The sequence below is a fragment of the Rhizobium sp. R693 genome (assembly GCF_002211315.1).
GTDB lineage: Bacteria > Pseudomonadota > Alphaproteobacteria > Rhizobiales > Rhizobiaceae > Rhizobium.
Genome location: NZ_LOKY01000002.1, coordinates 162,659 through 188,327, shown reverse-complemented (window position 1 = coordinate 188,327; position 25,669 = coordinate 162,659). Strand labels below are relative to the sequence as shown.

The 25,669-nt window shown below is 60.4% G+C and carries 25 protein-coding genes; 16 read left to right on the top strand and 9 right to left on the bottom strand.

Translation table 11 applies throughout. The features are described from left to right. Window positions 1-88: 88 nt before the first annotated feature. Window positions 89-622, bottom strand: a complete 534-nt coding sequence (locus tag ATY79_RS03700) for a LuxR C-terminal-related transcriptional regulator (protein WP_088695252.1) — start codon at window positions 620-622, stop codon at window positions 89-91. Window positions 623-901: 279 nt separating this feature from the next. Between ATY79_RS03700 and ATY79_RS03695 the strand changes: the two genes are divergently transcribed. From ATY79_RS03695 to map, 7 genes are all read left to right on the top strand, one after another. Continuing rightward, window positions 902-1,843 (top strand): MYG1 family protein, encoded by a 942-nt coding sequence (locus tag ATY79_RS03695; protein ID WP_088703128.1) that lies wholly within the window; start codon window positions 902-904, stop codon window positions 1,841-1,843. A gap of 200 nt (window positions 1,844-2,043) precedes the next feature. Then, a complete protein-coding gene (locus ATY79_RS03690; RefSeq protein ID WP_088695253.1) occupies window positions 2,044-2,418 on the top strand; it encodes a YciI family protein in 375 nt (124 codons plus the stop codon). Then, entirely contained in the window at window positions 2,415-3,674 is a 1,260-nt protein-coding gene (locus tag ATY79_RS03685; protein ID WP_088695254.1) for an RNA polymerase sigma factor, read from the top strand. Before ATY79_RS03690 ends, ATY79_RS03685 begins: the two co-directional genes overlap by 4 nt. Before the next feature lie 101 nt (window positions 3,675-3,775). Next, window positions 3,776-4,243: an SRPBCC family protein gene (locus ATY79_RS03680; RefSeq protein WP_088695255.1), complete on the top strand. Its 468-nt coding sequence runs from the start codon at window positions 3,776-3,778 to the stop codon at window positions 4,241-4,243. 29 nt (window positions 4,244-4,272) lie between these two features. Further along, window positions 4,273-4,689 (top strand): DoxX family protein, encoded by a 417-nt coding sequence (locus ATY79_RS03675; protein ID WP_088703086.1) that lies wholly within the window; start codon window positions 4,273-4,275, stop codon window positions 4,687-4,689. 151 nt (window positions 4,690-4,840) lie between these two features. Next, entirely contained in the window at window positions 4,841-5,902 is a 1,062-nt protein-coding gene (locus tag ATY79_RS03670) for an LLM class flavin-dependent oxidoreductase (RefSeq protein WP_088703085.1), read from the top strand. Between the two features lie 105 nt (window positions 5,903-6,007). After that, window positions 6,008-6,766: a type I methionyl aminopeptidase gene (map, locus tag ATY79_RS03665; RefSeq protein WP_088703084.1), complete on the top strand. Its 759-nt coding sequence runs from the start codon at window positions 6,008-6,010 to the stop codon at window positions 6,764-6,766. A 4-nt stretch (window positions 6,767-6,770) separates the two neighbouring features. Here the strand turns inward: map and ATY79_RS03660 are convergent, their stop codons facing one another. Then, a complete protein-coding gene (locus ATY79_RS03660; RefSeq protein ID WP_088695259.1) occupies window positions 6,771-7,340 on the bottom strand; it encodes a PadR family transcriptional regulator in 570 nt (189 codons plus the stop codon). Between the two features lie 128 nt (window positions 7,341-7,468). On the opposite strand from ATY79_RS03660, the gene ATY79_RS03655 reads away from it, so the two are divergent. From ATY79_RS03655 to ATY79_RS03645, 3 genes are all read left to right on the top strand, one after another. After that, complete coding sequence (locus tag ATY79_RS03655) at window positions 7,469-8,674, top strand: YbfB/YjiJ family MFS transporter (RefSeq protein ID WP_088703127.1); 1,206 nt, start codon at window positions 7,469-7,471, stop codon at window positions 8,672-8,674. 127 nt (window positions 8,675-8,801) lie between these two features. Then, complete coding sequence (gene sbmA / locus ATY79_RS03650) at window positions 8,802-10,067, top strand: peptide antibiotic transporter SbmA (protein ID WP_088695260.1); 1,266 nt, start codon at window positions 8,802-8,804, stop codon at window positions 10,065-10,067. Window positions 10,068-10,223: 156 nt separating this feature from the next. Further along, window positions 10,224-11,117, top strand: coding sequence for an amino acid ABC transporter substrate-binding protein (locus ATY79_RS03645; RefSeq protein ID WP_088703083.1), 894 nt, complete (start codon window positions 10,224-10,226; stop codon window positions 11,115-11,117). Between the two features lie 72 nt (window positions 11,118-11,189). Here ATY79_RS03645 and ATY79_RS03640 read toward each other — a convergent pair whose 3' ends face one another. After that, window positions 11,190-12,188 carry a polysaccharide deacetylase gene (locus ATY79_RS03640; protein ID WP_088695262.1) on the bottom strand — a complete coding sequence of 333 codons (999 nt, stop codon included), beginning with the start codon at window positions 12,186-12,188 and terminating at the stop codon, window positions 11,190-11,192. Between the two features lie 117 nt (window positions 12,189-12,305). On the opposite strand from ATY79_RS03640, the gene ATY79_RS03635 reads away from it, so the two are divergent. The 3 genes from ATY79_RS03635 (at window position 12,306) to der (ending at window position 15,118) form a co-directional block, all read left to right on the top strand. Continuing rightward, the gene (locus ATY79_RS03635) at window positions 12,306-12,890 is read left to right on the top strand and encodes an NnrU family protein (protein ID WP_088695263.1); all 585 of its coding nucleotides are present in this window, start codon (window positions 12,306-12,308) and stop codon (window positions 12,888-12,890) included. Between the two features lie 104 nt (window positions 12,891-12,994). Further along, window positions 12,995-13,678, top strand: coding sequence for a tetratricopeptide repeat protein (locus ATY79_RS03630; protein WP_088703082.1), 684 nt, complete (start codon window positions 12,995-12,997; stop codon window positions 13,676-13,678). A 15-nt stretch (window positions 13,679-13,693) separates the two neighbouring features. Beyond that, on the top strand, window positions 13,694-15,118 hold the full coding sequence (gene der, locus ATY79_RS03625) for a ribosome biogenesis GTPase Der (protein WP_088695265.1): 1,425 nt from the start codon (window positions 13,694-13,696) through the stop codon (window positions 15,116-15,118). Window positions 15,119-15,129: 11 nt separating this feature from the next. Here the strand turns inward: der and ATY79_RS03620 are convergent, their stop codons facing one another. Next, window positions 15,130-15,567, bottom strand: a complete 438-nt coding sequence (locus ATY79_RS03620; RefSeq protein ID WP_088695266.1) for a MarR family transcriptional regulator — start codon at window positions 15,565-15,567, stop codon at window positions 15,130-15,132. A 148-nt stretch (window positions 15,568-15,715) separates the two neighbouring features. Between ATY79_RS03620 and ATY79_RS03615 the strand changes: the two genes are divergently transcribed. Further along, window positions 15,716-16,729, top strand: a complete 1,014-nt coding sequence (locus ATY79_RS03615; protein WP_088695409.1) for an alpha/beta hydrolase — start codon at window positions 15,716-15,718, stop codon at window positions 16,727-16,729. A 4-nt stretch (window positions 16,730-16,733) separates the two neighbouring features. Here the strand turns inward: ATY79_RS03615 and ATY79_RS03610 are convergent, their stop codons facing one another. Continuing rightward, window positions 16,734-17,900 (bottom strand): glycosyltransferase family 1 protein, encoded by a 1,167-nt coding sequence (locus tag ATY79_RS03610; RefSeq protein WP_088695267.1) that lies wholly within the window; start codon window positions 17,898-17,900, stop codon window positions 16,734-16,736. Window positions 17,901-18,056: 156 nt separating this feature from the next. Continuing rightward, complete coding sequence (locus ATY79_RS03605; RefSeq protein WP_088695268.1) at window positions 18,057-18,977, bottom strand: sugar kinase; 921 nt, start codon at window positions 18,975-18,977, stop codon at window positions 18,057-18,059. Between the two features lie 150 nt (window positions 18,978-19,127). Here ATY79_RS03605 and ATY79_RS03600 point away from each other — a divergent pair, with 150 nt between their 5' ends. Further along, window positions 19,128-19,364, top strand: a complete 237-nt coding sequence (locus ATY79_RS03600; protein WP_088695269.1) for a hypothetical protein — start codon at window positions 19,128-19,130, stop codon at window positions 19,362-19,364. 66 nt (window positions 19,365-19,430) lie between these two features. Beyond that, window positions 19,431-21,080 (top strand): alpha-glucosidase, encoded by a 1,650-nt coding sequence (locus tag ATY79_RS03595; protein WP_088695270.1) that lies wholly within the window; start codon window positions 19,431-19,433, stop codon window positions 21,078-21,080. A 4-nt stretch (window positions 21,081-21,084) separates the two neighbouring features. On the opposite strand, the gene ade is transcribed toward ATY79_RS03595, so the two are convergent. From ade to ATY79_RS03580, 3 genes are all read right to left on the bottom strand, one after another. Then, window positions 21,085-22,782, bottom strand: coding sequence for an adenine deaminase (ade, locus tag ATY79_RS03590; RefSeq protein WP_088695271.1), 1,698 nt, complete (start codon window positions 22,780-22,782; stop codon window positions 21,085-21,087). 136 nt (window positions 22,783-22,918) lie between these two features. Continuing rightward, window positions 22,919-24,022, bottom strand: a complete 1,104-nt coding sequence (locus tag ATY79_RS03585) for a branched-chain amino acid ABC transporter substrate-binding protein (RefSeq protein ID WP_088695272.1) — start codon at window positions 24,020-24,022, stop codon at window positions 22,919-22,921. Window positions 24,023-24,276: 254 nt separating this feature from the next. Beyond that, window positions 24,277-25,605, bottom strand: coding sequence for an aspartate aminotransferase family protein (locus tag ATY79_RS03580; RefSeq protein WP_088695273.1), 1,329 nt, complete (start codon window positions 25,603-25,605; stop codon window positions 24,277-24,279). Window positions 25,606-25,669 lie beyond the last annotated feature (64 nt).

Below are 25,669 nucleotides of genomic sequence, written 5' to 3'. Positions count from 1 at the left end.
CTTTTCTGTATGGTCGCCAATTCGCTGCGCCGTGGCGTGGCGGTTTCGATCGAGCGTGCCGTCTAGCTCCACGTCCGAGCAGGCCGGTTTACTTGCCAAGTCCCACGACGAGGCGGGCGAGATCGATCTGACCACTCGTTCCCGTCTTCTCGAAAACCGTGTGGAGTTGAGCGCGGACCGTGCCGACGGAGACGTTTCGGGCCTTGGCGACAACTTCCACACTCTGACCAAGCCCGATCTCGCGCGCGACGCTGGCCTCGGCAGGCGTCAGGTCGAACAGACCTGCAAGGAGGCCGTCATCGACCTTAGCATCCCTGATCGCCGACGTTATCACAAGAAGCAGGTCCGCAGCGGCGAAAATGTCATGGGCCTCGCCGGCGATCGGCAATGCATGGACGACCATTCCCACGTGTTGTTCGTCGGCAGCGATCGGAAAGGATCCGCCCAACTTCACGACGCCGGCCTCGATCAGCGCCTCCCAACGGGCTTCCGTGGTTCGCTGTGCAAAAACCAGCCTGTGCCGCGAGTCGCGGATGACCTCCGGTATCAGCCTACTGAAGCCGCTGTTGGCATGAGCGACAGCGGGTAACGCTATCAACAGCACCAGAGAAATCGACCGCATTTCCTCCTCCTGTCGCTTGATATCCGGTATCGGGCCCACAACCCATCAATCAAAACAGAATAACGAGGCATTAGCCACGGCGCATATATCAAGTGATATAGACCACCGCAGAGCACGAAGTCCGGCGGATGCCGGCGAGGGCGCCGTCGTGTAGGTTGCCGCTTTTCGATCGCGAACCAAAAAGGGAATTGGGCCAATGACGGGTTGAGATGGCAGCCAGCAAGGGTTATGTGCTGCCGACCGCAAGCGGCCGTCGCAAACAACAAGGCGCATCCTGGCATGACACCAGATTTCCTCGTCACCCATTCCGGTGGTTTCCATGCCGACGAAGTGCTGTCGAGCGTCATCCTGACTCGGCTTTTCCCGCAGGCCCGTCTGATCCGCAGCCGGGCACCAGAGTGGATCACGCCAGGCGCCGATCGCATCATCTATGACGTCGGCGGCGGATATGACCCCGCTGTGCGTCTCTTCGACCACCATCAGCGCGGTGCGCCGCTGCGTGGGGATGGGCAGCCCTACAGCTCGTTCGGTCTGATATGGAAGCACTACGGTCGCGACTACCTGGTTGCCACAGGTGTTCCCGAAACCCACGTCGAGGCATTGCATGCCTCGTTTGATCTCGCCTTTGTGCTGCCGATCGATCTGACGGATAACGGCGCGCTCAGCCCGTCGGGACCGCTGGCCGGATTGACGTTGCCGGCCTTGCTTGAAACCTTGAAGCCGGTGTTCGACGAGACTGATCCGGATGCCGACGATCGCAGATTTCAGGACGCAGTGGTCATCGCCCGCAGTTTGGTCGAGGCGAAGATCGCCCAAAGCGCTGCGAAATTGCGGGCCGAGGCGCTTGTCCTGCAGGCAATCGTGCGTACGGGACCGGGGCGCGTCCTCGAACTTCCGACTGGAATGCCTTTCCGTCCTGCGATCGTAAAGGCCGGCGCCGATCATCTTCTCTTTGTCGTTCACCCGCGCGAAAGGGATTGGTGTGTGACCGGCATTCGCCGTGGGGACGAGGGGTTTGAGCTTCGAGCGGATCTGCCGGCTGCCTGGGCCGGCCTGACCAATCACGATCTGGAGGCTGTTTGCGGCGTGGAAGGCGCAACGTTCTGCCACAACGGCGGCTTCGTTGCGGCAGCCAAGACCCGCGAGGCCGCATTGGCTATGGCTGAGTTGGCGGTGCAGGAAGCCGTTGCCGTCGGCTCGGTCCAAACGGATGGGAACTGAGGTAGCGTAACGCTTCTCAGGCTGGTGGTCTTCATCTGAGAGGGTAGCGGCGTACGCGCCGTCTGCTTGGTCTCATATCGCGTTCGCCATTCTTGCTGCTCCTGGGGACACTCAGCATCTCCTTCCGCATGCTACAATTTTTTGCTGCGTCCTGTCGGATGTCGCGCTACTCCTTCGTCATTCGGGAAGAGGAGTAAGACATGCTTTATGCAATCCTTTGTTACGCCAATGAAGAGACCGTATTCTCCTGGACCAAGGAGGAGGAGGACGCCGTGATGGCGAAGCTCTACGCTGTCCAGGCACCCTTGGCAGAACGCGGCAAGCTTGGCCCTGTCGGCCGGCTGATGCCAACGACGGCGGCGACGACCGTGCGTAAAGGCAAGGAAGAACCGCTCGTTCTTGACGGTCCCTTCGCGGAAACGAAGGAAGCGCTTCTCGGTTTCTACGTGGTTGATTTCGATACTCTGGAGGAGGCCGTCGCCTTCTCCAAGGAGCTTTCCACCGTCAATCCTGGTTCCACCTCTTATGAAATTCGGCCGTTCTACGTGTTCCGGCCGGGAGCTTCTGCGACATGACAGACATTGCCTGGATCGACGTGACACTTGCTTCGGCCCGACCGAAGGCGCTTGGCGCGCTGCTCAGATACTTCCGCGATCTCGACATCGCGGAGGAGGCCTTTCAAGAGGCCTGCCTGCGCGCTATCCGCACTTGGCCGGACAAGGGGCCGCCGCGCGATCCGACGGCATGGCTGATCTTCGTCGGCCGCAACAGCGGCATCGACGCCGTGCGCAAGCGTTCAAAGACGCAGGCGCTTCCGGAGGAGGAACTGATCTCCGATACCGGCGATGCCGAAAGCGATATCGCCGAACGGCTGGACGATTCCAACTATCGCGACGATATCCTGCGGTTGCTCTTCATCTGCTGCCATCCGGATCTGCCCGCGACGCAGCAGATCGCGTTGGCGCTGCGCATTGTCTCGGGTCTTACGGTGCAGCAGATCGCTCGTGCCTTCCTCGTCGGCGAAAGCGCCATGGAACAGCGGATTACACGGGCCAAGGCACGGGTTGCCAAGGCAGGTGTGCCCTTCGAAACGCCGGATGCGCAGGAACGTGCCGAGCGGCTCTCGATCGTCAGTACGATGATCTATCTCATCTTCAACGAGGGCTACAGCCAGGCCGATCCGAAGCACGAGGCCTGTGCGTTCAGCGACGAGGCGATCCGGCTTGCGCGGCTTCTACTGCGCATTTTTCCCGGCGAGCCCGAGCTAATGGGGCTGCTCGCGCTGATGCTCCTGCAGATTTCGCGGCGCCAGGCCCGTTTCAACGGCGAAAACGATATCGTGCTGCTCGAGGATCAGGATCGCTCGCTTTGGAACCGCGAGCTGATAAATGAGGCGCTGGCGTTGCTCGACAAGGCGATCCGCCATCGCCAGCCGGGGCCTTACCAGCTGCAGGCCGCCATCGCGGCACTGCATTCCCGCGCCAAGCGCGCCGCAGATACCGATTGGGAAGAGATCGAGCTGCTTTATCGGACGCTGGAGCGTGTTCAGCCGTCACCCGTCATTACGCTCAACCGCGCCGTCGCCGTCTCCAAGCTCAAAGGACCGGAAGTGGCGCTGGCGCTCGTCGAAACGCTCGGCGAGAAGCTCGACGGCTATTTCTATTATCACGGTCTGCGTGGCGGCCTGCTGAAGCAACTCGGCCGCGCCCATGAGGCGCATGAGGCCTTCGATCGCGCCATCGCGCTTGCTCACTCGGCAGCGGAAGCCGCGCATATCCGCCAGCAGATCGACAGCCTCGCCCATGGGGATGCGCAGCCGGTCGCGAAATAATCTTCAAAAAGATCCTATCCGGTTGTCGGAACCGGAAAAGCTCCCACGTCCTTGTAACAACCTGATCGAAAACAGGTTTCGTTCAACAGGAGAATGCTGAAATGACCGAGGAAGCTCAACACGAACTGGTTCTCGTCCGCGAATTCGACGCCCCGCGCGAGAAGATTTTTAAGGCCTGGACGGATCCCGTGCTGATGAAGGAGTGGTTCGTTCCGCGTCCCTGGAGCATCGCGGACGCCAAGCTCGACGTACGTCCGGGCGGCTCGAACCTTATTGTCATGCGCAGCCCCGAGGGCCAGGAATTTCCGAACCGCGGCGTTTATCTGGAGATCGTCGAAAACGAGAAAATCGTCTTTACCGACGCCTTCACCAGTTCCTGGGTGCCGTCTGAAAAGCCGTTCTTCGTCGGCATCATCCTGCTCGAAGACCTCGGCAACGGCCGAACGAAATACACCGCCAAGGCCCGCCACTGGACGGCCGCCGACAAGGAGCAGCACGAGCAGATGGGCTTCCACGAGGGGTGGGGCAAATGCGCCGATCAGCTCGCCGAACTACTTCCCAGGATCTGAAATCGGAATTGAAATAGGGGGATAGAGGTATGTCCGCAATTGTTGATTCAAGTGCCCGGCTTCCGCGCTGGCAAACCGTCACCGGCACTGTCATGAGCGGGTTGATCGTGGCCTTCCTCGTTTTCGACGGGGCCATCAAGCTGGTGCCGATCGCGCCGGTCACGGATACGATGACCGCGCTCGGCTACTCGGGCGATCCGATGCTTGCTCGCGGTCTCGGCATTGTGACGCTGTTGTGCGCGCTGCTCTATGCAATCCCGCGGACGTCGGTGCTCGGGGCAATTCTGCTCACAGGTCTGCTCGGTGGCGCGATCGCAACGCATCTGCGCGTTGGGAGCCCGATCTTCGCGCATTTGCTGTTCGGAGTCTATCTCGGGCTGATTGCCTGGGGCGGCCTTTATCTGAGATACGAAGCCGTTCGGAAAATGATTCCATTCAAGCTTTGAAGTCGTTGATTTCAGAATCAGAATTCCGCCGCGATCCCAAGTCGCGGCGGACTACCTATCAATATTCTCGAACGATCGGTTCCAGAGTTTGTATTTGCGCTGAGGTCGCTCCGTCCTTATCTCCATCTGTAGATTCAACGGGATGCGAGCCATGGAACTAGGCCTCTACACCTTTGCCGACGTGAACCCGAATCCAAACCGAAGCAAGGGTGAGGAGGGGGCAGAGCGACTGAAGCATCTGCTCGAGGAAATCGAACTCGCCGATCAAGTCGGGCTGGATGTCTTCGGGTTGGGTGAGCATCACAGGCCGGACTATGCGGCTTCCGCTCCCGCCGTTGCGCTGGCTGCCGCTGCCGTGAAAACCAAGAACATCCGGCTAACCAGCGCCGTGACGGTCTTGAGTTCCGACGATCCGGTTCGGGTCTTCCAGCAGTTCGCGACACTGGACCTGCTTTCCAACGGACGTGCAGAAATCATGGCGGGACGGGGCTCGTTCATCGAATCCTTTCCTCTCTTCGGCTACAATCTGGAGGATTACGATCAGCTTTTCGAGGAAAAGCTCGATTTGCTGATGGCGCTCCGCGATCAGGAAACTGTCACCTGGTCGGGCGAACTGCGTGCGCCGATCAATGGGCGTGGCGTTTATCCCCGTCCGTTGCAGGACCCATTGCCCTTGTGGATCGCTGTCGGCGGCACGCCGCAATCGGTTGCCCGCGCCGGTGCCATGGGCTTGCCGGTAGCACTGGCGATCATCGGCGGCGAGCCGCGACGCTTCGCACCGCTGTTCGATCTCTACCGCGAAGCAGCGCGCCGGGCCGGACAGGAGGGATCGAAGCTGAAGACCAGCATCAACGTGCACGGCTTCATCGCAGATACCACGGATGCCGCGGCCGATCAGTTCTACGGCCCGCAGGCCGAGGTAATGAACCGGATTGGCCGCGAGCGTGGCTGGGGGCCAACCAACCGGGCACATTTCGATATGTCGCGCGGACCGAACGGTGCGCTCTTCGTAGGTGAGCCGGAACTGGTGGCCGAGAAGATGATCGCGCATCATCGGCTGTTCAAGAACGACCGCTTTTTGCTGCAGATGGCGATCGGCCTGATGCCCCACGACCAGATCATGCGCGGCATCGAGTTGTATGGCACGAAAGTCGCGCCAATCGTCAGAAAGGCATTGACTGAAAGCAGCGAAGAGGCGAAAGCCACCGCCTGAAGCTAGAGCATGATGCCGAAAGGATGAATTGGATTCCGAACGCCGTCGTGCTCTCATCCTGATCGAGAGCCGGCCGACCGGCCGAAGAAGGCCGGGTAGACATTCATGATCATTGAAAGCGAAGACGAACTCCTCAAGCTGAAGGAAATCGGCCGAATTTGCGCCAATGCCTTGCAGGTGATGAGCGCATCGCTTGAGCCCGGCATCACGACACTGGAGCTCGATCAGATCGGTCGCAAGGTGCTGGAAGATGCCGGCGCGCGTTCCGCGCCCGAACTTTGCTACCAGTTTCCCGGTGCGACCTGCATCAGCGTCAACGAGGAAATCGCCCACGGCATTCCGGGACAGCGCATCATTCGCCCGGGGGATCTGGTCAATATCGACGTATCCGCGGAGAAGGACGGCTTCTTTTCCGACACGGGCGCATCGTTCAGTGTTCCACCTCACAAGTCAAAGATCGAAAAGCTCTGCCGCGATGGCAAAAGGGCGCTTTGGGTTGGTCTCAACCAGGTGAAATCGGGCGAGCCGCTCGCCAAGATCGGGCAGGCGGTCGGCGCCTTCGCCTTGAAGAACCGCTATACTCTCGTCGCCAATCTGGCGAGCCACGGGATCGGCCGCTCGCTGCACGAGGAACCGGCCGAACTCTCGACCTGGCCGGATCCATCCGAGAAGCGGATGATAACGGAGGGCCTTGTCTTCACTGTCGAGCCGTTCCTTTCGCTTGGTGCAACATGGGCGGAGGGGGGCGACGATGCCTGGACGCTCTACTCGGACCCGCAGGCTCCGACCGTGCAATTCGAGCACACGATCGTCGCAACACGAAATGGTCCGCTGATCATGACGCTGCCGGAAGGCAGCGCCTGAGCCGTCACTCGCCCGAACGTCCGCCGGCAAGAATTTCACCGGCCGCGCGCTCGAGAATACCGGCGATGCGCTTGGCCTCGTCTTTCGACCAGGGATAGCGCAACCGAAGTGCGGATTTCAGCAGCATGCGTGCAGTTGCGACCTCGCTCTTGTCTTCCGGGAAGCCGTCCTCGTCCCGGTCGCCATTGCGGCTTTCAGGGTCGAAGATCCTGCGGACATGCGCCATCTTCGCGCCGATCTTTTCCAGTTTTCCGAGCGTCATGTCGATCATCGACTGGTTGTCTTCGACAAGCCTGCGACCGCTCTCCGTGATGCGGTAGAGCTTCTTGGTACCTTCGCTCTCGACGTCGGCAAGGCCGGTCTCTTCCAGGTAGGTTAGCGCCGGATAGATTACGCCGGGGCTTGGAACATAGAAGCCGCCCGAGCGCTCTTCCAAGAGCTTGATGAGCTCGTAGCCATGGCGGGGTTGCTCCACCAGTAGGGCCAGGATCACCAGTTGCAGGTCGCCCGACGCAAATTTCCGCCCCATGCGAAAACCGCCGCCGCCCATCATTCCACCTCTAAAACCTCTCATAGGTCACTCCTTTGATGTATCTTTCACTATGTCGTAAAACATATATCGTAAGATAATCGCTTTCAAGGGGCGTCGGCATGATTTCGTGCGATTGATCAATCGATCAGAAATTCTTGATTGTCGCCGCCATGCTGCAGGGCGATAAGCACTGCATGTTGGCACGCAATGAAACTCTCCCCGAGAACCTGTTCAGGACCGGACTTGCAGGCGCGATCGCCATGGCAGCTGCCATGGGTTTTGGCCGCTTTTCTTACACCCCAATCCTGCCGAGCATGATTAGCGGCGTGCCGCTATCGGCCGCCGATGCAGGCTTCATCGCCTCTGCGAATTTCGTCGGCTATCTCGTCGGCGCGGTTCTCGCCGCCTATGGCTGGGCAACCGGATGGGAGCGCAAGGTGGCGCTTCTTGCACTGGCGGCGACGGCGTTGCTTCTTGCGGCCATGGCCATGACAACATCCGTTCCGGTCTTTGCCATCATCCGTTTCCTGGCGGGTGTTGCGAGCGCCTTTGCTCTCGTTTTCAGTTCGCAGATTGTGCTCAGCCACGGGGCCTTGGCCGGTAATGACCATGTGCAAGCGGCGCATTTCGGTGGCCCGGGCGCTGGCATCGCGCTCTCGTCCGTCATGGTTTTGCTGGTCGGGCTGCTCTTTGATGGAAGCGCAGACGCTTGGCGGGCATCCTGGATCGGCGGCGCCCTATATTCGGCCGCCAGCCTGATAGCGGTCTGGTGGTTGCTTCCGGCAGGGCCGGCTGCCGCGGCGCAGACTGGCAAGGAACCGCGGATCGCCTGGAGCGTCCCAATGCTGCTCGTCGTGGCGTCCTATGGCCTGTTCGGGTTCGGCTATGTGATTACCGGCACGTTTCTGGTCACGATCGCGCGCATGGACGCTGCCGGGCCGACGGTCGAATTTCTCTGCTGGTTCATCGCCGGTCTGACGGCGTCGGTGGCGCTCTTCGCCTGGAAGCCCTTCGTCCGTCCGCTGGGATTGGGGATGGTGTATGTGGCCGCATTGCTGATCGAGGCCGTCGGGGTACTCGCGACCGTTCTCCTGCCTCGCTCGGTGGCACCGCTCATCGGTGGCGCCCTGTTTGGCGCGACCTTCCTCGCGATCACCGCCTATGGCCTACAGATCGGCCGCAAGCTCTCGCCGGCCAGCCCGCGGCGTATCCTTGCGACGATGACGGCGGCGTTCGGGGTCGGGCAGATCGTCGGTCCCATCGTCGCGGGTTGGATGGCCGAGCGAACCGGCAGCTTCACGACGCCGACTTACGCCGCGGCCGCGGCGCTGCTGGTGTGCGCGATGCTGGTGATACCGGTCGCCAGGAAGCTGTGATAGTGCCTTACAAGTGCGTAACAATAGGGTGAGCCCATTGCCGCCCTTTGCGAACTGCCGTAGTTTTCGCCGCAATTGGTCTGTTTAGAGACTCCGAAGACTCCAGTTCAGGAAAGCAAGCTCTCCCGTGTTCGTATCCTATTTCCCCAAGCCTAGGCTTTTCTTCATCTCAGCTGTCGCTTGGGCACTTCTGGCCGTTCTCTTTTGGTATTTCGTGGGCTCCGGCCTCGGTTCGGTGATTGGCCTCGCGCCACTGCCTCCCGGGGAGGAAGCTCCGATCGGTGTCTCGGTCTTCTGGTCGGCTCCATTCCTCTGGTTCTATATCTATTACACTGTGGCAGTCGCGCTCTTCGCCGCGTTCTGGTTCACCTACAGCCCACATCGCTGGCAGCTATGGTCGGTGCTGGGTTCCGCCCTGATCATCTTCAATACCTATTTCTCGGTTCAGGTGAGCGTTGCCATCAACGCCTGGTATGGGCCTTTCTATGACTTGATCCAGCAAGCGCTCGCGAAGACGGCACCAGTCACCGCGGCGCAGCTCTATCTCGGCATGTTGGGCTTTGCCGGCATCGCCTTCGTGGCAATCACCGTCGGCGTGCTCAACCTTTTCTTCGTCAGCCACTGGATCTTCCGCTGGCGCACGGCGATGAACGAATACTACATGTCGTACTGGCCGAAGCTTCGCCATATCGAAGGTGCTTCGCAGCGTGTTCAGGAAGACACGATGCGCTTCTCTTCGACGGTGGAAAGCCTTGGAGTCAGCCTTGTCAGCTCGGTCATGACGCTGATCGCCTTCCTGCCGGTGCTGTTCAAGATCGGCGCCAACATCACGGAATTGCCGCTGATCGGCGAGGTGCCGCATGCGCTCGTCTGGGCGGCACTGTTCTGGTCGATTTTCGGAACGGTTTTCCTCGGTTTGGTCGGTATCAAGCTGCCGGGCCTCGAGTTCCGTAACCAGCGTGTCGAGGCCTCGTACCGCAAGGAACTCGTCTACGGCGAAGACCACGCGGACCGCGCGACGCCGCCAACGGTGGCCGAGCTTTTTGCCAACGTGCGCCGCAACTATTTCCGGCTCTATTTCCACTACATGTACTTCAACGTCGCCCGCATCTTCTATCTGCAGGCCGACAACCTGTTCAGCCTCATCGTGCTCGTGCCGTCGATTGTCGCCGGCAAGCTGACGCTTGGCCTGATGACGCAGATCAACAACGTGTTCGATCAGGTGCGCGGCTCCTTCCAGTATCTGGTCAACTCGTGGACGACGATCGTCGAGCTGCTGTCGATCTACAAGCGCCTGCGCACCTTCGAATCCGCGATCGGGGGCGAGCCGTTGCCAGATATCGACCAGCGCTATCTGGAGCGCGAGGCGGGCATCATCCACGCCGACGGCTAATCCCGTCGGCTGCAGGAAACCGGAATGGGTCGCAAATGCCGTCATGCCGTTCGTGCCGCTTTTGCGCCGACGGCTGCCTCGGTTGACAAATGGCGGGCGGCCCATAATCTGCGAGTACGCCTTTGAGGTTGTACTCGTTTTTCGGAGATGAGGATCATGCCTATCGCAGAGTGCATGAGACGGTTTCTGCTGGCGAGCCTTGCCCTTTGCCTTTCTGCTTTCGCGGCAGGCGCTGCGACGCTCGACTTGATAACCCAGCGCAGTATCCTGCGCATCGGCTATATCGCTGACGAGGCGCCCTTCTCCTCGAACAAGCCGGGCGCCGCTCCGACGGGATATGCCATCGACCTGTGCGGCAAGATTGCCGATGAAATAGAGCATCAGTTTCCGCAATTGAAGCGCGAATACATTGAAATGACGCTCGCGAACGGCTTCGATGGAGTGAAAAATGGACAGGTCGATCTGCTTTGCGGTGCGATCACCGTCAATTTGAAGAGGCGGGAGATCGTCGACTTTTCACAACCAATCTTCCTTACGGGGGCGACCGCGCTGCTGCGCAAGGATTCACCGAATTATCTGCAGACTCTTTTTGTCGAAAAGCCCGCTGTTCGTGCCGTTAGCGAGCATGTCGCATCCACACGCGTAATCGGCGTGCACGCAAGCACGACAACAGGCACAACGCTGCGCGAGGCATTGGCAACCCAGGTGTCGAAGACGAAACTTGCCGATTTCGAAACGCACCAGGACGGTCTTAAGGCGCTGGAGGATCACAAGATCGATGCCTATATCGCTGATCAGGCGCTGCTGATCAGCCTCGCCAAGCGGGCGCACGATCCGTCCTCACTCGAGATCGGCGACCGGCTCTTTACGCATGAACCCTATGCGATCGCGCTACCACGCGACGACGCCGATTTCCGCCTGCTGGCCGATCGGGCGTTGACGGAGTTCTATCTGTCGGAGGATTTTCTGCCGCTGCTCGAAACCTATTTCGGAGCCGAGGCGGCGCCGATGCTGCACACGCAAATCATCATGGAGCATGTGCCCGATTGAGAGCCCGCGCGTTCAATCTCACGTGCGGCTGTTCTCATACCCGGCAAAAGCATACGTGACGGTAGTGCTTCCCTATAGCCCTGAGGTTTGCGTTTGCTCCTGCAGCTTGCCGCGCGCCTCGATCATCGGGATCGCTTCGGAATAGCTGACGCAGGCGACGTCCGCGCGGTGACAGACATCGCTCACCAGCCGGTCGAGCGCGCGCCAGTAGGCGCCACCGTTCATCTCGACGAAGTGGAAGCCGAGCTGCAGCGGAATACGGCTGCCCGTGTACTGCTTGTCGAACGCCTCCTTGAAGGCCGCATACGAACGCTCTTCAAATGCCTTCGAATCGGCCTTGTCCTCCTCGCCGTTAGAATGGCGAACGAAAAGGTTGTAGTCCATGCCGATGATAGGCTTCTCGCGCGGGCCTTCGGGGATCAGCGGCAGGCCGAAGCGGACGACGCCGGCCTCCTCAAGCGGTATGGCGGGTCCCTTGGTCACGAGGCTTGCGTCATAGGTGAAGCCGGCCTTTTTCTCCGCCGCTATCATGTCTGCGCCCGGCGTCGCCGAGAGGTAGGGGGCGCGGAAGCCGTGGATGCCGTGATCGACCAGGTCCTGCCAGCCCTTCGGCTCTTCGAGATCGACGCTCTTCCAGGCGCGTTTCAGTGTGGCGCGGAATGTCGCGAATTCCTTCGACCAGTCGGCTTCGCTCCATTGGCGACCATCGAAATGGCCGCAAGCATGGCTCGATATGTCGTGGCCCTCGAGGTGGGCGTGCCAGATATTGCCGAGCCTCTCGCGGATCTCGTCGTCGCTCTGGGCAAAGCCGACGTTGGATTTGCCCTGTTTTTCATGCGGTGCCTGATAGGCCTTCTTGGCCGCCTGGTTCATCAGGAAGGTGCAGGAGAGGAAATAAGTGAAATGCGCGCCGTTCTTCGCCGCCATTTCACGGCTCTTCTGCCAGAGCGCGTTGGCGTGCGCGCCGTCGAAGGAGATGATAACCAGCTGTTTCGGCTGGTCGACTGCGCCGGCCGCGCTGGGAATGAGCAAAGAGAGGGCGAGGGAGGCTTTGAAAAACGAACGAAACATGGACACCGCGACAATTTGTTTGCGGTTTTCCTGTTACAGAAATGCGGCGAAGCTGCGGTGACGCTAGCGTTTTTGTGCCGCTGCGGCTAAGTCTCAGAAAACGCACAGGAGATCGCCATGGCATTGCTCGTCGTCGGTATCATCATTTTCCTAGGGCTTCATCTGATCCGTGTCATTGCGCCCGGTTTTCGCCAGTCCATGATCGACAGTCTTGGCGAGAACGGTTGGAAGGGCGTCTATTCGGTTGTCAGCATTCTCTCGCTGATCTTGCTCATCTATGGCTTCGGTCAGGCCCGACAGGTGACCGGCGTTCTCTACACTCCACCGGTCTGGATGGCGCATATCACGCTGACCCTGATGCTGCTCGCCTTGATCTGTCTGGTCGCCTCGCTGCTGCCGGCGGGGCATATTGCAGTCAAGACGAAGCATCCGATGGTGTTGTCGGTGAAGATCTGGGCTTTCGCGCATCTCTTGGCCAACGGCGAGACCTCTTCGGTGCTCCTGTTCGGTGCCTTCCTCGCATGGGGCGTCATCCTGCGCATTGCGCTAAAGCGCCGCGAACGGGCAGGCGGGCTTACCCTACGGCCCTTCGTCTCGGGGAAGTATGACCTCTATGCCGTGATCATCGGCGTCGTGGCCTGGGCACTTATCACATTCAAGCTGCATGAGCTGTTGATCGGGGTGGCTCCGATCGTTATGTGACGAATCTTTCCAATCCCCCTTACAACTGCTGAAAAATGGGGTAGAAGGCCCCACAATGTGCGTGCAATCCGCATGCCGAAGCATATCCGCGCCCGGAGACGAGAATGGCATTCAACGACGACAGCTTCATTCGTGAAGTCAATGAGGAACTGCGTTCCGACCAGGTGAAAGGCGCATGGCGTCGGTTTGGTCGCTACCTGATTGCGCTCGCTGTCCTGATCGTGCTCGGTACCATCGGCTACAAGGTCTATGAATATTGGGACGATAACCAGTCCTCCGGCACGGGCGACAAGTTCATCGCCGCGATGAAGCTTGCCGATGAGAACAAGCACGACGAGGCGCTGGCAGCGCTCGAGACGCTGGAAAAGGAAGGCCACGGATCCTATCCGATCCTGGCGCGGCTGCGCGCGGCCAGCGTGCTGGCCCAGAAGGGTGATACGGCAGGTGCCGTTGCCGCCTTCGACGTGATCGGCAAGGACAACGCCGCACCGGCAGCCGTGCGCGATGCCGCCAAGATGCGCGCCGGCTGGTTGCTGATCGAGAGCGGCTCGTACGATCAGGTTTCCGCACAGGTGGAGGAAATGGCTGTTCCCGGCAACGCCTTCCGCCACTCCGCCCGCGAAGCGCTCGGCCTTGCCGCCTATAAGGCCGGCAATATGAGCCAGGCGCGCCAGTGGTTCCAGGCGATCGCCGACGATGCGCAGAGCCCGCGCAATGTTGCCAATCGTGCCCAGATGATGCTTGATAACATCACCGCATCCGGCAAGGCGCCCGCCGCACAGGGCTGAAAGTAAGGAATTTCAATGAGCTTTACGGTCGCCATTGTCGGTCGCCCGAATGTCGGCAAGTCGACGCTTTTCAACCGCCTGGTTGGGAAGAAGCTGGCGCTTGTCGACGATACGCCGGGTGTCACGCGCGACCGTCGCCCGGGCGAGGCACGGCTGGTCGACCTGCGGTTCACCATCGTTGATACCGCCGGTCTTGAAGAGGCCCATGAAGAGAGCCTGCAGGGCCGCATGCGTGCGCAGACCGAAGCGGCGATCGACGAAGCCGACCTTTCTCTGTTTGTCGTCGATGCCAAGACCGGTCTGACGCCTGTTGACACGGCGCTTGCTGAAATGCTGCGCCGTCGAGGCAAACCGGTGGTTCTCGTGGCCAACAAGTCGGAAGCGCGCGGATCGGACGCCGGTTTCTATGATGCCTATTCGCTCGGCCTTGGGGAGCCGACGCCAATCTCGGCCGAACACGGGCAGGGGATGCTCGACCTGCGAGACGCTATTATTGCCGCGCTCGGCGAAGATCGCGCGTTCCCGCCGAAGGAAGATGTCGCCGTCACCGACGTCGATATCCCTCAGCCGACCGATGAGGACGGCGAGGAAGAGGACGAACCTCTATATGACGACACCAAGCCGCTGCGCGTGGCGATCGTCGGCCGTCCGAATGCCGGCAAGTCGACGCTGATCAACCGCTTCCTCGGTGAAGACCGGTTGCTGACCGGACCGGAAGCCGGCATCACGCGCGACTCCATCTCCGTGGAATGGGACTGGCGTGGTCGCACCATCAAGATGTTCGATACGGCAGGTATGCGCCGCAAGGCGAAGGTGATCGAAAAGCTGGAAAAGCTCTCCGTCGCCGATGCGCTGCGCGCTATCCGCTTCGCCGAGCTCGTCGTCATCGTCTTCGATGCGACGATTCCGTTCGAGAAGCAGGACCTGCACATCGTCGATCTCGTCCTGCGCGAAGGGCGAGCTGCCGTGCTCGCGTTCAACAAGTGGGACATGATCGAGGAGCCGCAGGCGGTTCTTGCGGATCTGCGCGAAAAGACCGACCGGTTGCTGCCGCAGGCGCGTGGCATCCGCGCCGTGCCGATCTCCGGCCAGACCGGCCGCGGGCTCGACAAGCTGATGCAGTCGATCATCGATACGGACAAGGTCTGGAACAAGCGCATTTCGACCGCGCGGCTCAATCGCTGGCTGGAGCAGCAGCAGGTTCAGCATCCGCCACCGGCAGTTTCCGGCCGTCGTATCAAGCTCAAGTATATGACGCAGGTGAAGGCTCGCCCGCCGGCCTTCATGATCTCCTGCACGCGCTCGGACGCGCTGCCGGAGTCGTACACCCGCTATTTGATCAACGGCCTGCGCAACGATTTCGATATGCCGAGCGTGCCGATCCGCATTCACTATCGTTCGCCCGACAATCCGTACGAGTCGAAGAAGAAGCGGACCTGAGGGCAGGCCGCTCAGGCTGCGCTGCTCTCCAACGCGTCGCGCAGCGCGACGACTTGCGCCCTCAGCCGCTTCAGTTCAGCGAATTTCTGGCCTGACGCATTGACGATGCAGCCGGGAATGGAAGCTGCGCGCGCTCTAAGTTTCCGGCCTTCATCGGTCAAACGGATAATAACGACACGTTCGTCGTCCGTACCACGTTCGCGCTTGATGTAGCCTGTCGCTTCCAGGCGTTTGAGGAGAGGGGTGAGCGTGCTCGATTCCAGAAGCAGCTTCTCGCCAATGGCACCGACCGTTTGGCCATCCTCCTTCCAGAGCGTAACCATGACCAGGTATTGCGGGTAGGTCAGGTTCAAGGCGTCCAGCATAGGCTTGTAGACGCGGTTCATCGCGTGGTTCGCGGTGTAGAGCGCGAAACAGATGAAATCGTCGAGATTCAGATCGTCGCTCATGTCGGGACCTCCCAAATCGCACAACAATATATCGCGCGATAAATAATCGCAATGATCTTTTTCGCATGACTGAGTTGCCGAAATTTAAATCGTGCGATAAATTATCGTGCGATAAATAAAAACGAACCGCAACCGAAAGGACAAGATGATGTCGACCATCAAGACCGCAGTCTCCGCAGCAACCATTCTGGCAGCCGCGACCTTCGGCGCCGCTGCCGATCCGGTGCTGGAACCGACCACCCAGAAGTTTATCGACGCGCTCGCTGGCGCCAAGCCGATCTATACGCTGTCTCCATCCGATGCCCGTGGAGTCCTTGCCGGCGCCCAGAAAGGCGACTTCAAGAAAGTCGCAGCGAAGGAAGAGAATGTGACAATCAAGGCCGGCCCGACCGGCAGCATCAAGTTGCGTATCGTCCGTCCGGCAGGCGCGAAGGGCAAACTGCCGGTCGTAATGTACTTCCACGGCGGCGGTTGGGTTCTCGGCGACGCCGACACGCATGACCGTCTCGTCCGCGAGATCGCCAATGGCGCCAACGCCGCCGTTGTCTTCGTCGATTATGAGCGTTCGCCGGAAGCACGTTACCCGATCGCGATCGAGCAGGCCTACGCCGCTACGAAATACGTCGGCGAACATCAGAAGGAATTCAATGTCGATGCGAGCCGTCTGGCGGTGGCCGGCGATAGCGTTGGCGGCAACATGACGGCTGCGGTCACCCTGCTTGCCAAGGAGCGTGGCGGTCCGGCAATCGACCAGCAGGTCCTCTTTTATCCCGTGACTGATGCAAACTTCGAAACGGGCTCCTACAACGAATTCGCCAACGGTCCCTGGCTGACGAAGGAGGCGATGAAGTGGTTCTGGAACGCCTATCTGCCGGATGAAGCCAAGCGCAAGGAACCGACTGCTTCACCGCTTCAGGCCTCGCTCGATCAACTGAACGGCCTGCCGCCTGCCTTGATCATCACGGATGAAAACGACGTGCTGCGCGACGAAGGCGAGGCCTATGGCCGCAAGCTGACGCAGGCCGGCGTGAAGGTGACCTCGATCCGGTACAACGGCACGATCCACGACTTCGTGCTTCTGAACGCCATCACCGAGACGCCAGCAACGCGCCGTGCAATCTCTGTCGCCAATCAGACGCTGCGTGAGGCACTGAAGAAATAGCGGATCAGGCTCCCGATGAGATAGGCCCGGCGGCGTCGCCGGGCTTTTTTGTTCTCGGCAGCGACTTGGCAGCAAATTGCCACGCCTTTTTCCACTTTGGCGTAATGACGCCGTTGGCGGCGCGAATGTTGTTTATGAACTGCGTCGTTGCCGCTTCCCATGAATATTGCAGCGCGAGTTCACGGGCCTTTTCGCGCGAGGCAGACAGCGCCGCCATGCAAGCCGTCCTCAGATCATCGTCGAGCGCGCCGACGTCGGTATCCTCGCCGATAATATCGAGCGGACCGGTGACAGGGTAGGCGGCGACAGGAACACCCGAGGCGAGCGCCTCCAGAATTGTATTGCCGAACGTATCCGTCAGTGATGGGAAGACGAAGACATCCGCCTGGGCATAGGCCCTCGCCAGTTCCTCGCCGACCTTCAGGCCGGTGAAATGCACATCCGGGTAGCGCTTCTCGAGCTCGGCGCGCGCCGGTCCGTCACCCACGACGACTTTCGATCCGGGCAGGTCGAGATCCAGAAAGGCCGGCAGGTTCTTTTCCAGGGCAACGCGGCCGACTGTCATGAAGATCGGGCGAGAAAGGCCGAATGGCGCATCTTCCAGAGGCATTGGACGAAAATGATCGGCGTCGATACCGCGGCTCCACGGCATGAGATTTCGGATGCCCTTTTCGGAGAGTTCGCGCGCAAGGCTCGGGGTTGCGACCATGCAACCGGCGCCTGAGTTGTGGAACCAACGAACGAACGCATACAGCCAGCTCTTTGGCACCGGCAGGCGGGCCGAGACGTATTCCGGAAAGCGAGTGTGATAGCTGGTGGAGAAGGGCATGCGGTTCTTCAGGCACCAGCGCCGCGCCGTCAGCCCCAAAGGCCCTTCCGTCGCGATATGAACGTAGGAGGGCATGTGCTTCCTTATCTCGCGCGCGACGCGGCGGTAGCTGGCGATCGAGAGACGAATTTCGGGGTAGGTGGGGCAAGGGATGCTGTGGAAGCCCTGCGGCGTCACCATTGCCACCTCAATGCCCATCTTCGCCAGTTCGCGATTGGTGTTCTCGATCGAACGGACGACACCGTTGACCTGCGGATGCCAGGCATCGCTGACAATAACCAGCCGTTCCGCCACATCTAGCCGAGATGCATCCCGGCCTTCGTTGCCTCCAACATCCGACATATGTTGTAGCACGCCCCAATTCCATCCATGCCGCGCCCGCGGGGGCGCCGGCCCAATTCCGAGCAGACCCGGAGACTCGATTCCCGCGCCTCACATTCTGGCGGCAGTCGATGATGGAATTATTACAGTCTCGTTACGCCGATCGTTCGGTGTTGCTCAAGCTTTCTTGATGCCGAGCTTTTCCCATGCAACCAGGGCGCCATGTTCGCTGACCACACGTGCAGCGACCTTTGCGGCAAATGCCGCTGCCGCCGGGGCGTCTTTCGTTTCAAGGTAGCGGGCGAGAAATGCTCCGTTGAAACTGTCGCCGGCACTGGTCGTGTCGACGACCTGCTTGACCTTTTCAGCCGGGACGAAGCTCTCCACGCCGTCAAAACTCAGCGTAGCGCCTTCTGCGCCGTTCTTGACGAGCACGTCGGTGGCCCCAAGTGTGCGGTACCGCTGGATCGTCGCCTCTATCGAAACGTCGCCGAAGTGCGTGGCCTCGTCATCAAAACTCGGAAGCACCAGGGAGGAGGCGCGGGCGCCTTCGCTGATCGTCGCATGCATCACGTCATAACCCGACCAGAGCCGTGGTCGGATGTTGGGGTCGAAGGCAACAATCTTGCCGGCTGCCTTGGCGCGGCGCACTTCAGCGAGCAGCGTATCGGCGTCATTGCGCGACAGGATCGCAAGCGTGATGCCGGAGAAATAGATGACATCGCAGGCCTCAATCGCCTCGCGCAGAAGCTCCGCGTCGGCAGCCAGTAGGCGAGCGGCGGAGTTGTCGCGCCAGTAGCTGAAGGAACGTTCGCCTTCCTTGAGGCTGATCATGTAGAGACCGGGCGCCTTGCCCTTGATGCGCCTGATAAATTCGGTGCCGATGCCAGCCTGGTTGAAGAAGGCAATCATCTCATCGGACATGGCTTCGTCGCCGAGCGCGGTAAAATAGTCCACCGACCACCCTGCAGGCAGGCAGGCGCGGGCATACCAGGCGGTGTTCAGCGTATCGCCGGCAAAGCCCTTGCGCAGCAAGCCGGCACCCGCCTGTGAAAGCTCCACCATGCACTCACCGATCGATAGAAAACGCCCGCTCACAGAAAGCCTCCCTGAATTTTCCCGCTTCGCTGATACGCGCAGGGCAGCTTCCTGACAAGCCGCGAGTGGCATGGGACTGCGGCTTTGGGCCGGATTGTTGACCTCGTCGGCGGGGCCCATAATAGCGATCATGCGGCTATGGGGAGAGCCATGCAGAAGATCCCAGTTTCTCTGATCGCCATTTCGCTTGTCGCGGCGCTATCCCATTCAACTGCTCCCGCTTACGCACACGGAGGCGGAGGCAAGGGGCGAAAGATGGATTGTCGGACACTTGCCATGCAGGAGCGTAACACCGTGGGCGGCAAGCTGCCGAGCAAGGACATCAAGCACCGTGAAAAGATAAAGCACAAATTGCGGAAGCTGGGATGTTCGACGGATCTCGGCTGAAGGTTGTTTTTTGTCGCGCCCGCTTTAGTCTTGGCATCATTGAATGATGCGGGAGATGATTGGCTGATGTCGGTTGCAGGCAAGACGGCGCACTGGTGGCGGGGTGCAGTTATCTATCAGGTCTACCCACGTTCCTTTCAGGATACGAACGGAGATGGCCTCGGGGATTTGAAGGGCATCACGCGGAGATTGCCCTATATCGCCAGCCTCGGCGTCGATGCGATCTGGCTGTCGCCGTTCTTCAAGTCGCCGATGGCCGACATGGGCTACGACGTTTCGGACTATTGCGACGTCGATCCGATCTTCGGCACGCTTGATGACTTCGATGAGATGATGGCGACGGCCCACGGGCTCGGCATCAAAATTGTCATCGACCAAGTGATCTCGCATACGGCTGATGTTCATCCCTGGTTTGTCGAAAGCCGCTCGAGCCGGACCAATCCCAAGTCAGACTGGTATGTTTGGGCGGATCCGAAACCGGATGGGACGGCACCCAACAACTGGCTCTCGATCTTCGGCGGGCCTGGATGGGAGTGGGACGGCGTGCGCCGGCAATATTACCAGCATAACTTCCTGAGCTCGCAGCCGGATCTCAATTTCCACAGTGCGGAGGTCCAGGACGCCGTGCTTGCCACCGTGAAGTTCTGGCTCGATCGCGGCGTAGACGGGTTCCGCCTCGATACGGTGAACTATTACTTCTGTGACAAGCTGCTTCGCGACAACCCTCCGCATGCGCCCGACGAGAGCGATGCCGGCCTCGATGCACCGGATACGAACCCCTACGGCATGCAGAACCACCTCTATGACAAGACGCAGCCGGAAAATATCGGCTTCCTCCAACGGTTCCGGGCGCTGCTCGACCGCTATGAGGCGCGCGCGACGGTTGGCGAGGTGGGCGACGGTGCCCGCTCGCTGAAGACGGTGGCCGCCTATACGGGTGGCGGCGACAAGCTGAACATGTGCTACACGTTCGATCTGCTCGGACCGGACTTTACCGCTGCTCATATCCGCGGCTGCGTCGATGCCTTCCAGAAGTCGGTCGCCGATGGATGGGTCTGCTGGGCTTTCTCGAACCACGACGTCAACCGTCATGTGAGCCGCTTTGCCAAAACGGAAGCGGAGCGGCCTCTGATCGCCAAGCTCGCCATGTCGGTGCTGGCCATGCTGCGTGGATCGATCTGCCTCTATCAGGGCGAGGAACTCGGCCTTCCCGAAGCCGAGCTTGCCTTCGAGGATCTGCGCGATCCCTATGGCATCCGCTTCTGGCCGGCCTTCAAGGGGCGCGACGGATGCCGCACGCCGATGCCCTGGGAAGCAGCTAAGGCACATGCCGGCTTTACGACCGCCGAAAAATCCTGGTTGCCGGTGCCCTACGAGCAGGCGGCGCTTTCCGTCGACACGCAGGAGAGCGATCAGCATTCTGTGCTGAACCATTACCGGCGGACGCTCGGATTCCGCAAGAGCCACCCGGCATTGCTTGACGGCGCGATGGAGTTCATCGGGACCAATCAGGACCTTCTCGCCTTTACGCGTGCCAAGGGCAGTGAGACGCTACTCTTTGTCTTCAATCTGACGCGCAAGCCCGCACAATTCATTCCGCCGGCGGGAATGGTGATCGGAGAACGATTGGCGATGCCGGGCTTCGCTGCGACAACCGGAAGCGGCCCGATCAAGCTCGCAGCGCTCGACGCGTTCTGTGCGCGGGTGGCTGGCTAGACGCTCACCCGATCAGGGCAAACTTGTCGACATCGACCATTCCGCGATCCGAGATCTTCAGGTGCGGAATGACCGGCAGCGGCAGGAAGGCGACCTGCAGGAAGGGTTCTTCCAGTGTCGTGCCGAGCGCATAGGCGGCCTTGCGCAGATGGTGGAGCGTGTCGCGCACCGTCTCGTAGGGCTCGAGGCTCATCAGGCCGGCAACGGGCAGGGCGATTTCGCCGGTGACCTTGCCATCCTCGACGACCACGAAGCCGCCCTTGATTTCGCCGAGACGATTGGCGGCGAGCGCCATATCGTCCTCGCTGACGCCGACGACGCAGATGTTGTGGCTGTCATGGCCGACGGTCGAGGCGATCGCACCCTTCTTCAGGCCGAACCCCTGGACAAAACCGTTGGCATGGTTGCCGTTCTTGCCATGCCGCTCGATGACGGCGACCTTGATGATGTCGTTGCCGAGATCGACGTCGGTCTGGTTGCCGTTCACCGGCAGCCGATAGCGGCGATGTTCGGTGATGATCTTACCAGGGGTGACGCCGATCACGGGCGTTTCACCATCGGCAACCGGAACGCCGAAATGGGCGGCGTTGACAGGCCTAGCCTTGACGCTGTCGAGGCCGACCGGCTCCACGGGCTTGCGCGTGGCGAAAAGCTCTGTCGTCACCTGGCGACCCGCCGCAAAGACGAGGTCCGCACGGCAGTTTTCGAGGCTGTCGATGACCACGAGGTCCGCGCGCCAGCCTGGGGCGACGAGACCGCGGTCTCTCAGGCCAAAAGCACGGGCAGCCGAGATCGAGGCAGCGCGGTAAATGGCGAGCGGCTCCACGCCGCTTTTGATGGCGGTGCGGATCATGTAATCGAGATGGCCCTGTTCCGCGATATCGAGCGGGTTGCGGTCATCTGTGCAAAGCGCGAGGTAGGGTGACAGGCGTTCGGTGATGATGGGCATCAGGGCTGCGAGATCTTTCGACACGGAGCCCTCGCGTATGAGGATGTGCATGCCCTTGCGGATTTTTTCCAGCGCTTCGGCAGCACTCGTGCATTCGTGCTCGGTGCGGATGCCGGCTGCGAGATAGCCGTTGAGATCATTGCCCAAGAGCAGTGGGGCGTGGCCGTCAATATGCTGGCCCTGGAAAGCGTCGAGCTTCGCCATGCAGATCGGATCCTTGTGGATCACGCCGGGGAAGTTCATGAACTCGGCAAGGCCGATGACCTTAGGATGATGGCGGAAGGGAAGGAGCCGTTCGATCGGCAGATCGGCGCCGGATGTTTCCAGATGCGTGGCGGGCACGCAGGAGGAGAGTTGGACGCGGATGTCCATGATCGTTTCGAGCGAGGAATCCAAAAAATACTGAATGCCTTCGGTGCCGAGAACATTGGCGATCTCGTGCGGGTCGCAGATGGCAGTCGTCACGCCATAAGGCAGAACGCAGCGGTCGAACTCGTGCGGCGTCACCAGCGATGACTCGATATGGAGGTGGGTGTCGATGAAGCCAGGCACGACGATCTTTCCCGAGATATCGATCTCGGTATCGCCGTCATAGCTGCCGCACGTGCCGACTATGCGGTCTTGAGCCATCCCGATATCCGAAGCCACCAGTTCGCCGGTCACGAGATCGAAGAAACGTCCGCCTTTCAAGACGATATCGGCAGGCAAGCGGCCCATTCCCTGGTCAATGAGGCGTTCGAGCTTGGCAGTCATGGGCATCCTCGTGCTGGCGTTTTACCACTTATAGCCCATGTGTCCGACAAAGCGAGGTCGGCTTACCATCCGGGCCACAAACGAAAACCGGGCGCCCACAGGGACGCCCGGCGATTACGATCGGGAGATCGACAGCTTATTCAGCCGGAACGATCTTGCCGCCTTCCCACTTGTAGAGCGCGAAGCTCTGCGAGGTCAGGTCGCCGGTTTCGCCGTAGGTCAGCTTGCCGATTGCGGTCGAAATCGGCTCGCCGCCCTTGAGCGCCTTGGCGACTGCTTCGGAATCTTCGACGCTGCCTGCCTTCTCGATGCCGGCCTTCAGCACTTCGACTGCGGCGTAGGCGTTGAGCGTGAAGGCTTCGGCCGGGATGCCCTTGGCCTTCAGCGCGTCGGCTGCTGCCTTGGAGTCCGGGCTCTTCGTTGCGTCCATGGCATTGGTGAAGATCGTGCCACCAGCTGCGTCGGTGCCGATGTTCCAGAACTCGCTGTTGGAGAGGCCGTCGCCGCCGATGATTGTCGCCTTGACGGAGAGGTCATGCAGCTGGCGGGCCAGCAGGCCACCTTCCGGGTGATAGCCACCGAAATAGACGACGTCGACGTTCTCAGCCTTGAGGCGGGTGGTGAGCGCGCTGAAGTCCTTATCGCCAGGGGTCAGCGAGTCGTCGAGTACTTCCTTCATGCCGCCGGCATTCAGCGTGGCCTTGAAGGCATCCGCCAAACCCTTGCCGTAGGCGCCCTTGTCGTTGATGATCGCGACGCGCTTGTCCTTGAAATTCTTCAAGACGTAGTTGGCGGCGACTTCGGCCTGCTGATCGTCACGACCGCAGGTGCGCAGGACGTTGGCGAGACCGCGTTTGGTGAGATCGGGAGCCGTCGCAGTCGGAGTGACCATCAGGACGCCGTTTTCGGCGAGAACGTCGGATGCCGGGATCGCCACGCCCGAGGTGACCGGGCCAACGACGAAGCGGATGCCATCGCCGACGAGCTGGTTTGCGGCGGAAACGCCTTGCTTGGGTTCACCGGCGTCGTCGGCGTATTTGAGGATGACTTTTTCGCCGAGGATGCCGCCTTTCTTGTTGATTTCATCAACCGCAGTTTGCGCGCCATTCTTCACCTGATCGCCATAGGCGGCCACCGCACCGGTCAGAGGCGCAATAAGGCCGATCGTGATGTCTGCGTGGGCGAGCGGCGCGAAGGCAAGCGAGGCGACAAGGGCCGCCGACAAAGTCTTCAGACTCATTTTCTTTCTCCTTGGGTGGGTTTCAAACCCGCGATTTAAGTACCGCAGCGGCAAGCCCAGATCGTACAACAGCCCTTGCGGGATGCGCCAAGAGACGATCAGCGGCCGCGCGGCCGAAGCATCCGCCTGCCATGTTTGGCTTCGGCGAGTGCGCAGCAAGTTTCTTAGGAATTTACTGCTGATTTCGCAAGAAGATAAAGAAATAGGGCCCGGTTTTGCCGGATTTGGCAAAAACGGGCCCGAAAACGCGTTGTTTAGATGTTGTTTTGCAGAATTTCGCGCAGTTTTCCGAAAAGTTCGTCGATGTGGTGCTTCTCGATGATCAGCGGCGGCGAGAGCGCGATGATGTCGCCGGTGGTGCGGATCAGCAGGCCCTTCTCATAGGCCTTCAGGAAGGCGGTGAAGGCGCGCTTGGTCGGCTCGCCAGCAATCGGATCAAGTTCGATGGCGCCGATCAGGCCGGTGTTCCTGATATCGATGACATTCGGGCAATCCTTTAGTGAGTGCAGCGCGTCGGCCCAGTAGTCGGAGAGTTCCGCCGCACGGGTCAGAAGGCCTTCTTCCTTGTAGGTGTCGAGCGTGGCGAGTGCGGCCGCCGAGGCGATCGGATTGCCGGAATAGGTATAGCCGTGGAAGAACTCGATCATGTGCTCCGGGCCGTTCATGAACGCATCGTGGATCTCCGCTGTCACGAAGACCGCACCCATCGGAATGACACCGTTGGTCAGGCCCTTCGCGGTGGTGATCATGTCAGGCTTGACGTCGTAATACTGCGCAGCGAACGGGGCGCCAAGACGGCCGAAGCCGGTGATGACTTCGTCGAAGATCAACAGGATGCCGTGCTTGGTGCAAAGCTCGCGGAGCTTCTGCAGGTAGCCCTTCGGCGGGATCAGGACGCCGGTCGAGCCGGCGATCGGCTCGACGATGACGGCCGCGATGGTCGAAGCGTCGTGCAGCGTGACGATGCGCTCAAGCTCGGTCGCCAGGTCGCCGCCATGCTCGGGCTGGCCGCGAGTGAAGGCATTCTTGCCGGGCAGATGGGTGTGCGGCATATGGTCGACGCCTGTTAGCAGGGTGCCGAACATCTTGCGGTTGGAGACGATGCCGCCAACGGAAATACCGCCGAAGTTGACACCATGATAGCCGCGCTCCCGGCCGATCAGACGGAAGCGCGAGCCGTTGCCCTTCACGCGATGATAGGCAAGCGCCACCTTGAGAGCCGTCTCGACCGATTCAGACCCCGAATTGGTGTAGAGAACGTGATCCATACCTTCGGGCGCGATGTCGACAAGGCGGTTCGCCAGTTCGAAGGCCTTGGGATGGCCAAGCTGGAACGCCGGCGCATAATCGAGTTCGCCCGCCTGTTCGCGGATCGCCTCGGTGATCTTCGGCCGGCAGTGGCCGGCATTGACGCACCATAGGCCGGCGGTGCCGTCGAGCACCTGGCGGCCGTCATGAGTCTGGTAGTACATGTCCTTGGCGCTAACAAAGAGACGCGGCTCCTTCTTGAACTGACGGTTCGCAGTGAAGGGCATCCAAAAGGCCCGCAGGTCATTTGGCGTGGTATTGAGGCGGTTGGACATGCTGTTCTCCATGGCCGTTTCGGAGGCCGTTCCCGGTATTGGCTGAGGCGGTTTTTTACTGCCC

What these genes read in the sequence shown, in the direction of transcription:
- ATY79_RS03700 (WP_088695252.1), bottom strand. Translation starts at nt 622, where the DNA reads ATGCGGTCGATTTCTCTGGTGCTGTTGATAGCGTTACCCGCTGTCGCT.
- ATY79_RS03695 (WP_088703128.1), top strand. Translation starts at nt 902, where the DNA reads ATGACACCAGATTTCCTCGTCACCCATTCCGGTGGTTTCCATGCCGAC.
- ATY79_RS03690 (WP_088695253.1), top strand. Translation starts at nt 2,044, where the DNA reads ATGCTTTATGCAATCCTTTGTTACGCCAATGAAGAGACCGTATTCTCC.
- ATY79_RS03685 (WP_088695254.1), top strand. Translation starts at nt 2,415, where the DNA reads ATGACAGACATTGCCTGGATCGACGTGACACTTGCTTCGGCCCGACCG.
- ATY79_RS03680 (WP_088695255.1), top strand. Translation starts at nt 3,776, where the DNA reads ATGACCGAGGAAGCTCAACACGAACTGGTTCTCGTCCGCGAATTCGAC.
- ATY79_RS03675 (WP_088703086.1), top strand. Translation starts at nt 4,273, where the DNA reads ATGTCCGCAATTGTTGATTCAAGTGCCCGGCTTCCGCGCTGGCAAACC.
- ATY79_RS03670 (WP_088703085.1), top strand. Translation starts at nt 4,841, where the DNA reads ATGGAACTAGGCCTCTACACCTTTGCCGACGTGAACCCGAATCCAAAC.
- map (WP_088703084.1), top strand. Translation starts at nt 6,008, where the DNA reads ATGATCATTGAAAGCGAAGACGAACTCCTCAAGCTGAAGGAAATCGGC.
- ATY79_RS03660 (WP_088695259.1), bottom strand. Translation starts at nt 7,340, where the DNA reads ATGAGAGGTTTTAGAGGTGGAATGATGGGCGGCGGCGGTTTTCGCATG.
- ATY79_RS03655 (WP_088703127.1), top strand. Translation starts at nt 7,469, where the DNA reads ATGCTGCAGGGCGATAAGCACTGCATGTTGGCACGCAATGAAACTCTC.
- ATY79_RS03645 (WP_088703083.1), top strand. Translation starts at nt 10,224, where the DNA reads ATGCCTATCGCAGAGTGCATGAGACGGTTTCTGCTGGCGAGCCTTGCC.
- ATY79_RS03640 (WP_088695262.1), bottom strand. Translation starts at nt 12,188, where the DNA reads ATGTTTCGTTCGTTTTTCAAAGCCTCCCTCGCCCTCTCTTTGCTCATT.
- ATY79_RS03635 (WP_088695263.1), top strand. Translation starts at nt 12,306, where the DNA reads ATGGCATTGCTCGTCGTCGGTATCATCATTTTCCTAGGGCTTCATCTG.
- ATY79_RS03630 (WP_088703082.1), top strand. Translation starts at nt 12,995, where the DNA reads ATGGCATTCAACGACGACAGCTTCATTCGTGAAGTCAATGAGGAACTG.
- der (WP_088695265.1), top strand. Translation starts at nt 13,694, where the DNA reads ATGAGCTTTACGGTCGCCATTGTCGGTCGCCCGAATGTCGGCAAGTCG.
- ATY79_RS03620 (WP_088695266.1), bottom strand. Translation starts at nt 15,567, where the DNA reads ATGAGCGACGATCTGAATCTCGACGATTTCATCTGTTTCGCGCTCTAC.
- ATY79_RS03615 (WP_088695409.1), top strand. Translation starts at nt 15,716, where the DNA reads ATGTCGACCATCAAGACCGCAGTCTCCGCAGCAACCATTCTGGCAGCC.
- ATY79_RS03610 (WP_088695267.1), bottom strand. Translation starts at nt 17,900, where the DNA reads ATGTCGGATGTTGGAGGCAACGAAGGCCGGGATGCATCTCGGCTAGAT.
- ATY79_RS03600 (WP_088695269.1), top strand. Translation starts at nt 19,128, where the DNA reads ATGCAGAAGATCCCAGTTTCTCTGATCGCCATTTCGCTTGTCGCGGCG.
- ATY79_RS03595 (WP_088695270.1), top strand. Translation starts at nt 19,431, where the DNA reads ATGTCGGTTGCAGGCAAGACGGCGCACTGGTGGCGGGGTGCAGTTATC.
- ade (WP_088695271.1), bottom strand. Translation starts at nt 22,782, where the DNA reads ATGACTGCCAAGCTCGAACGCCTCATTGACCAGGGAATGGGCCGCTTG.
- ATY79_RS03585 (WP_088695272.1), bottom strand. Translation starts at nt 24,022, where the DNA reads ATGAGTCTGAAGACTTTGTCGGCGGCCCTTGTCGCCTCGCTTGCCTTC.
- ATY79_RS03580 (WP_088695273.1), bottom strand. Translation starts at nt 25,605, where the DNA reads ATGTCCAACCGCCTCAATACCACGCCAAATGACCTGCGGGCCTTTTGG.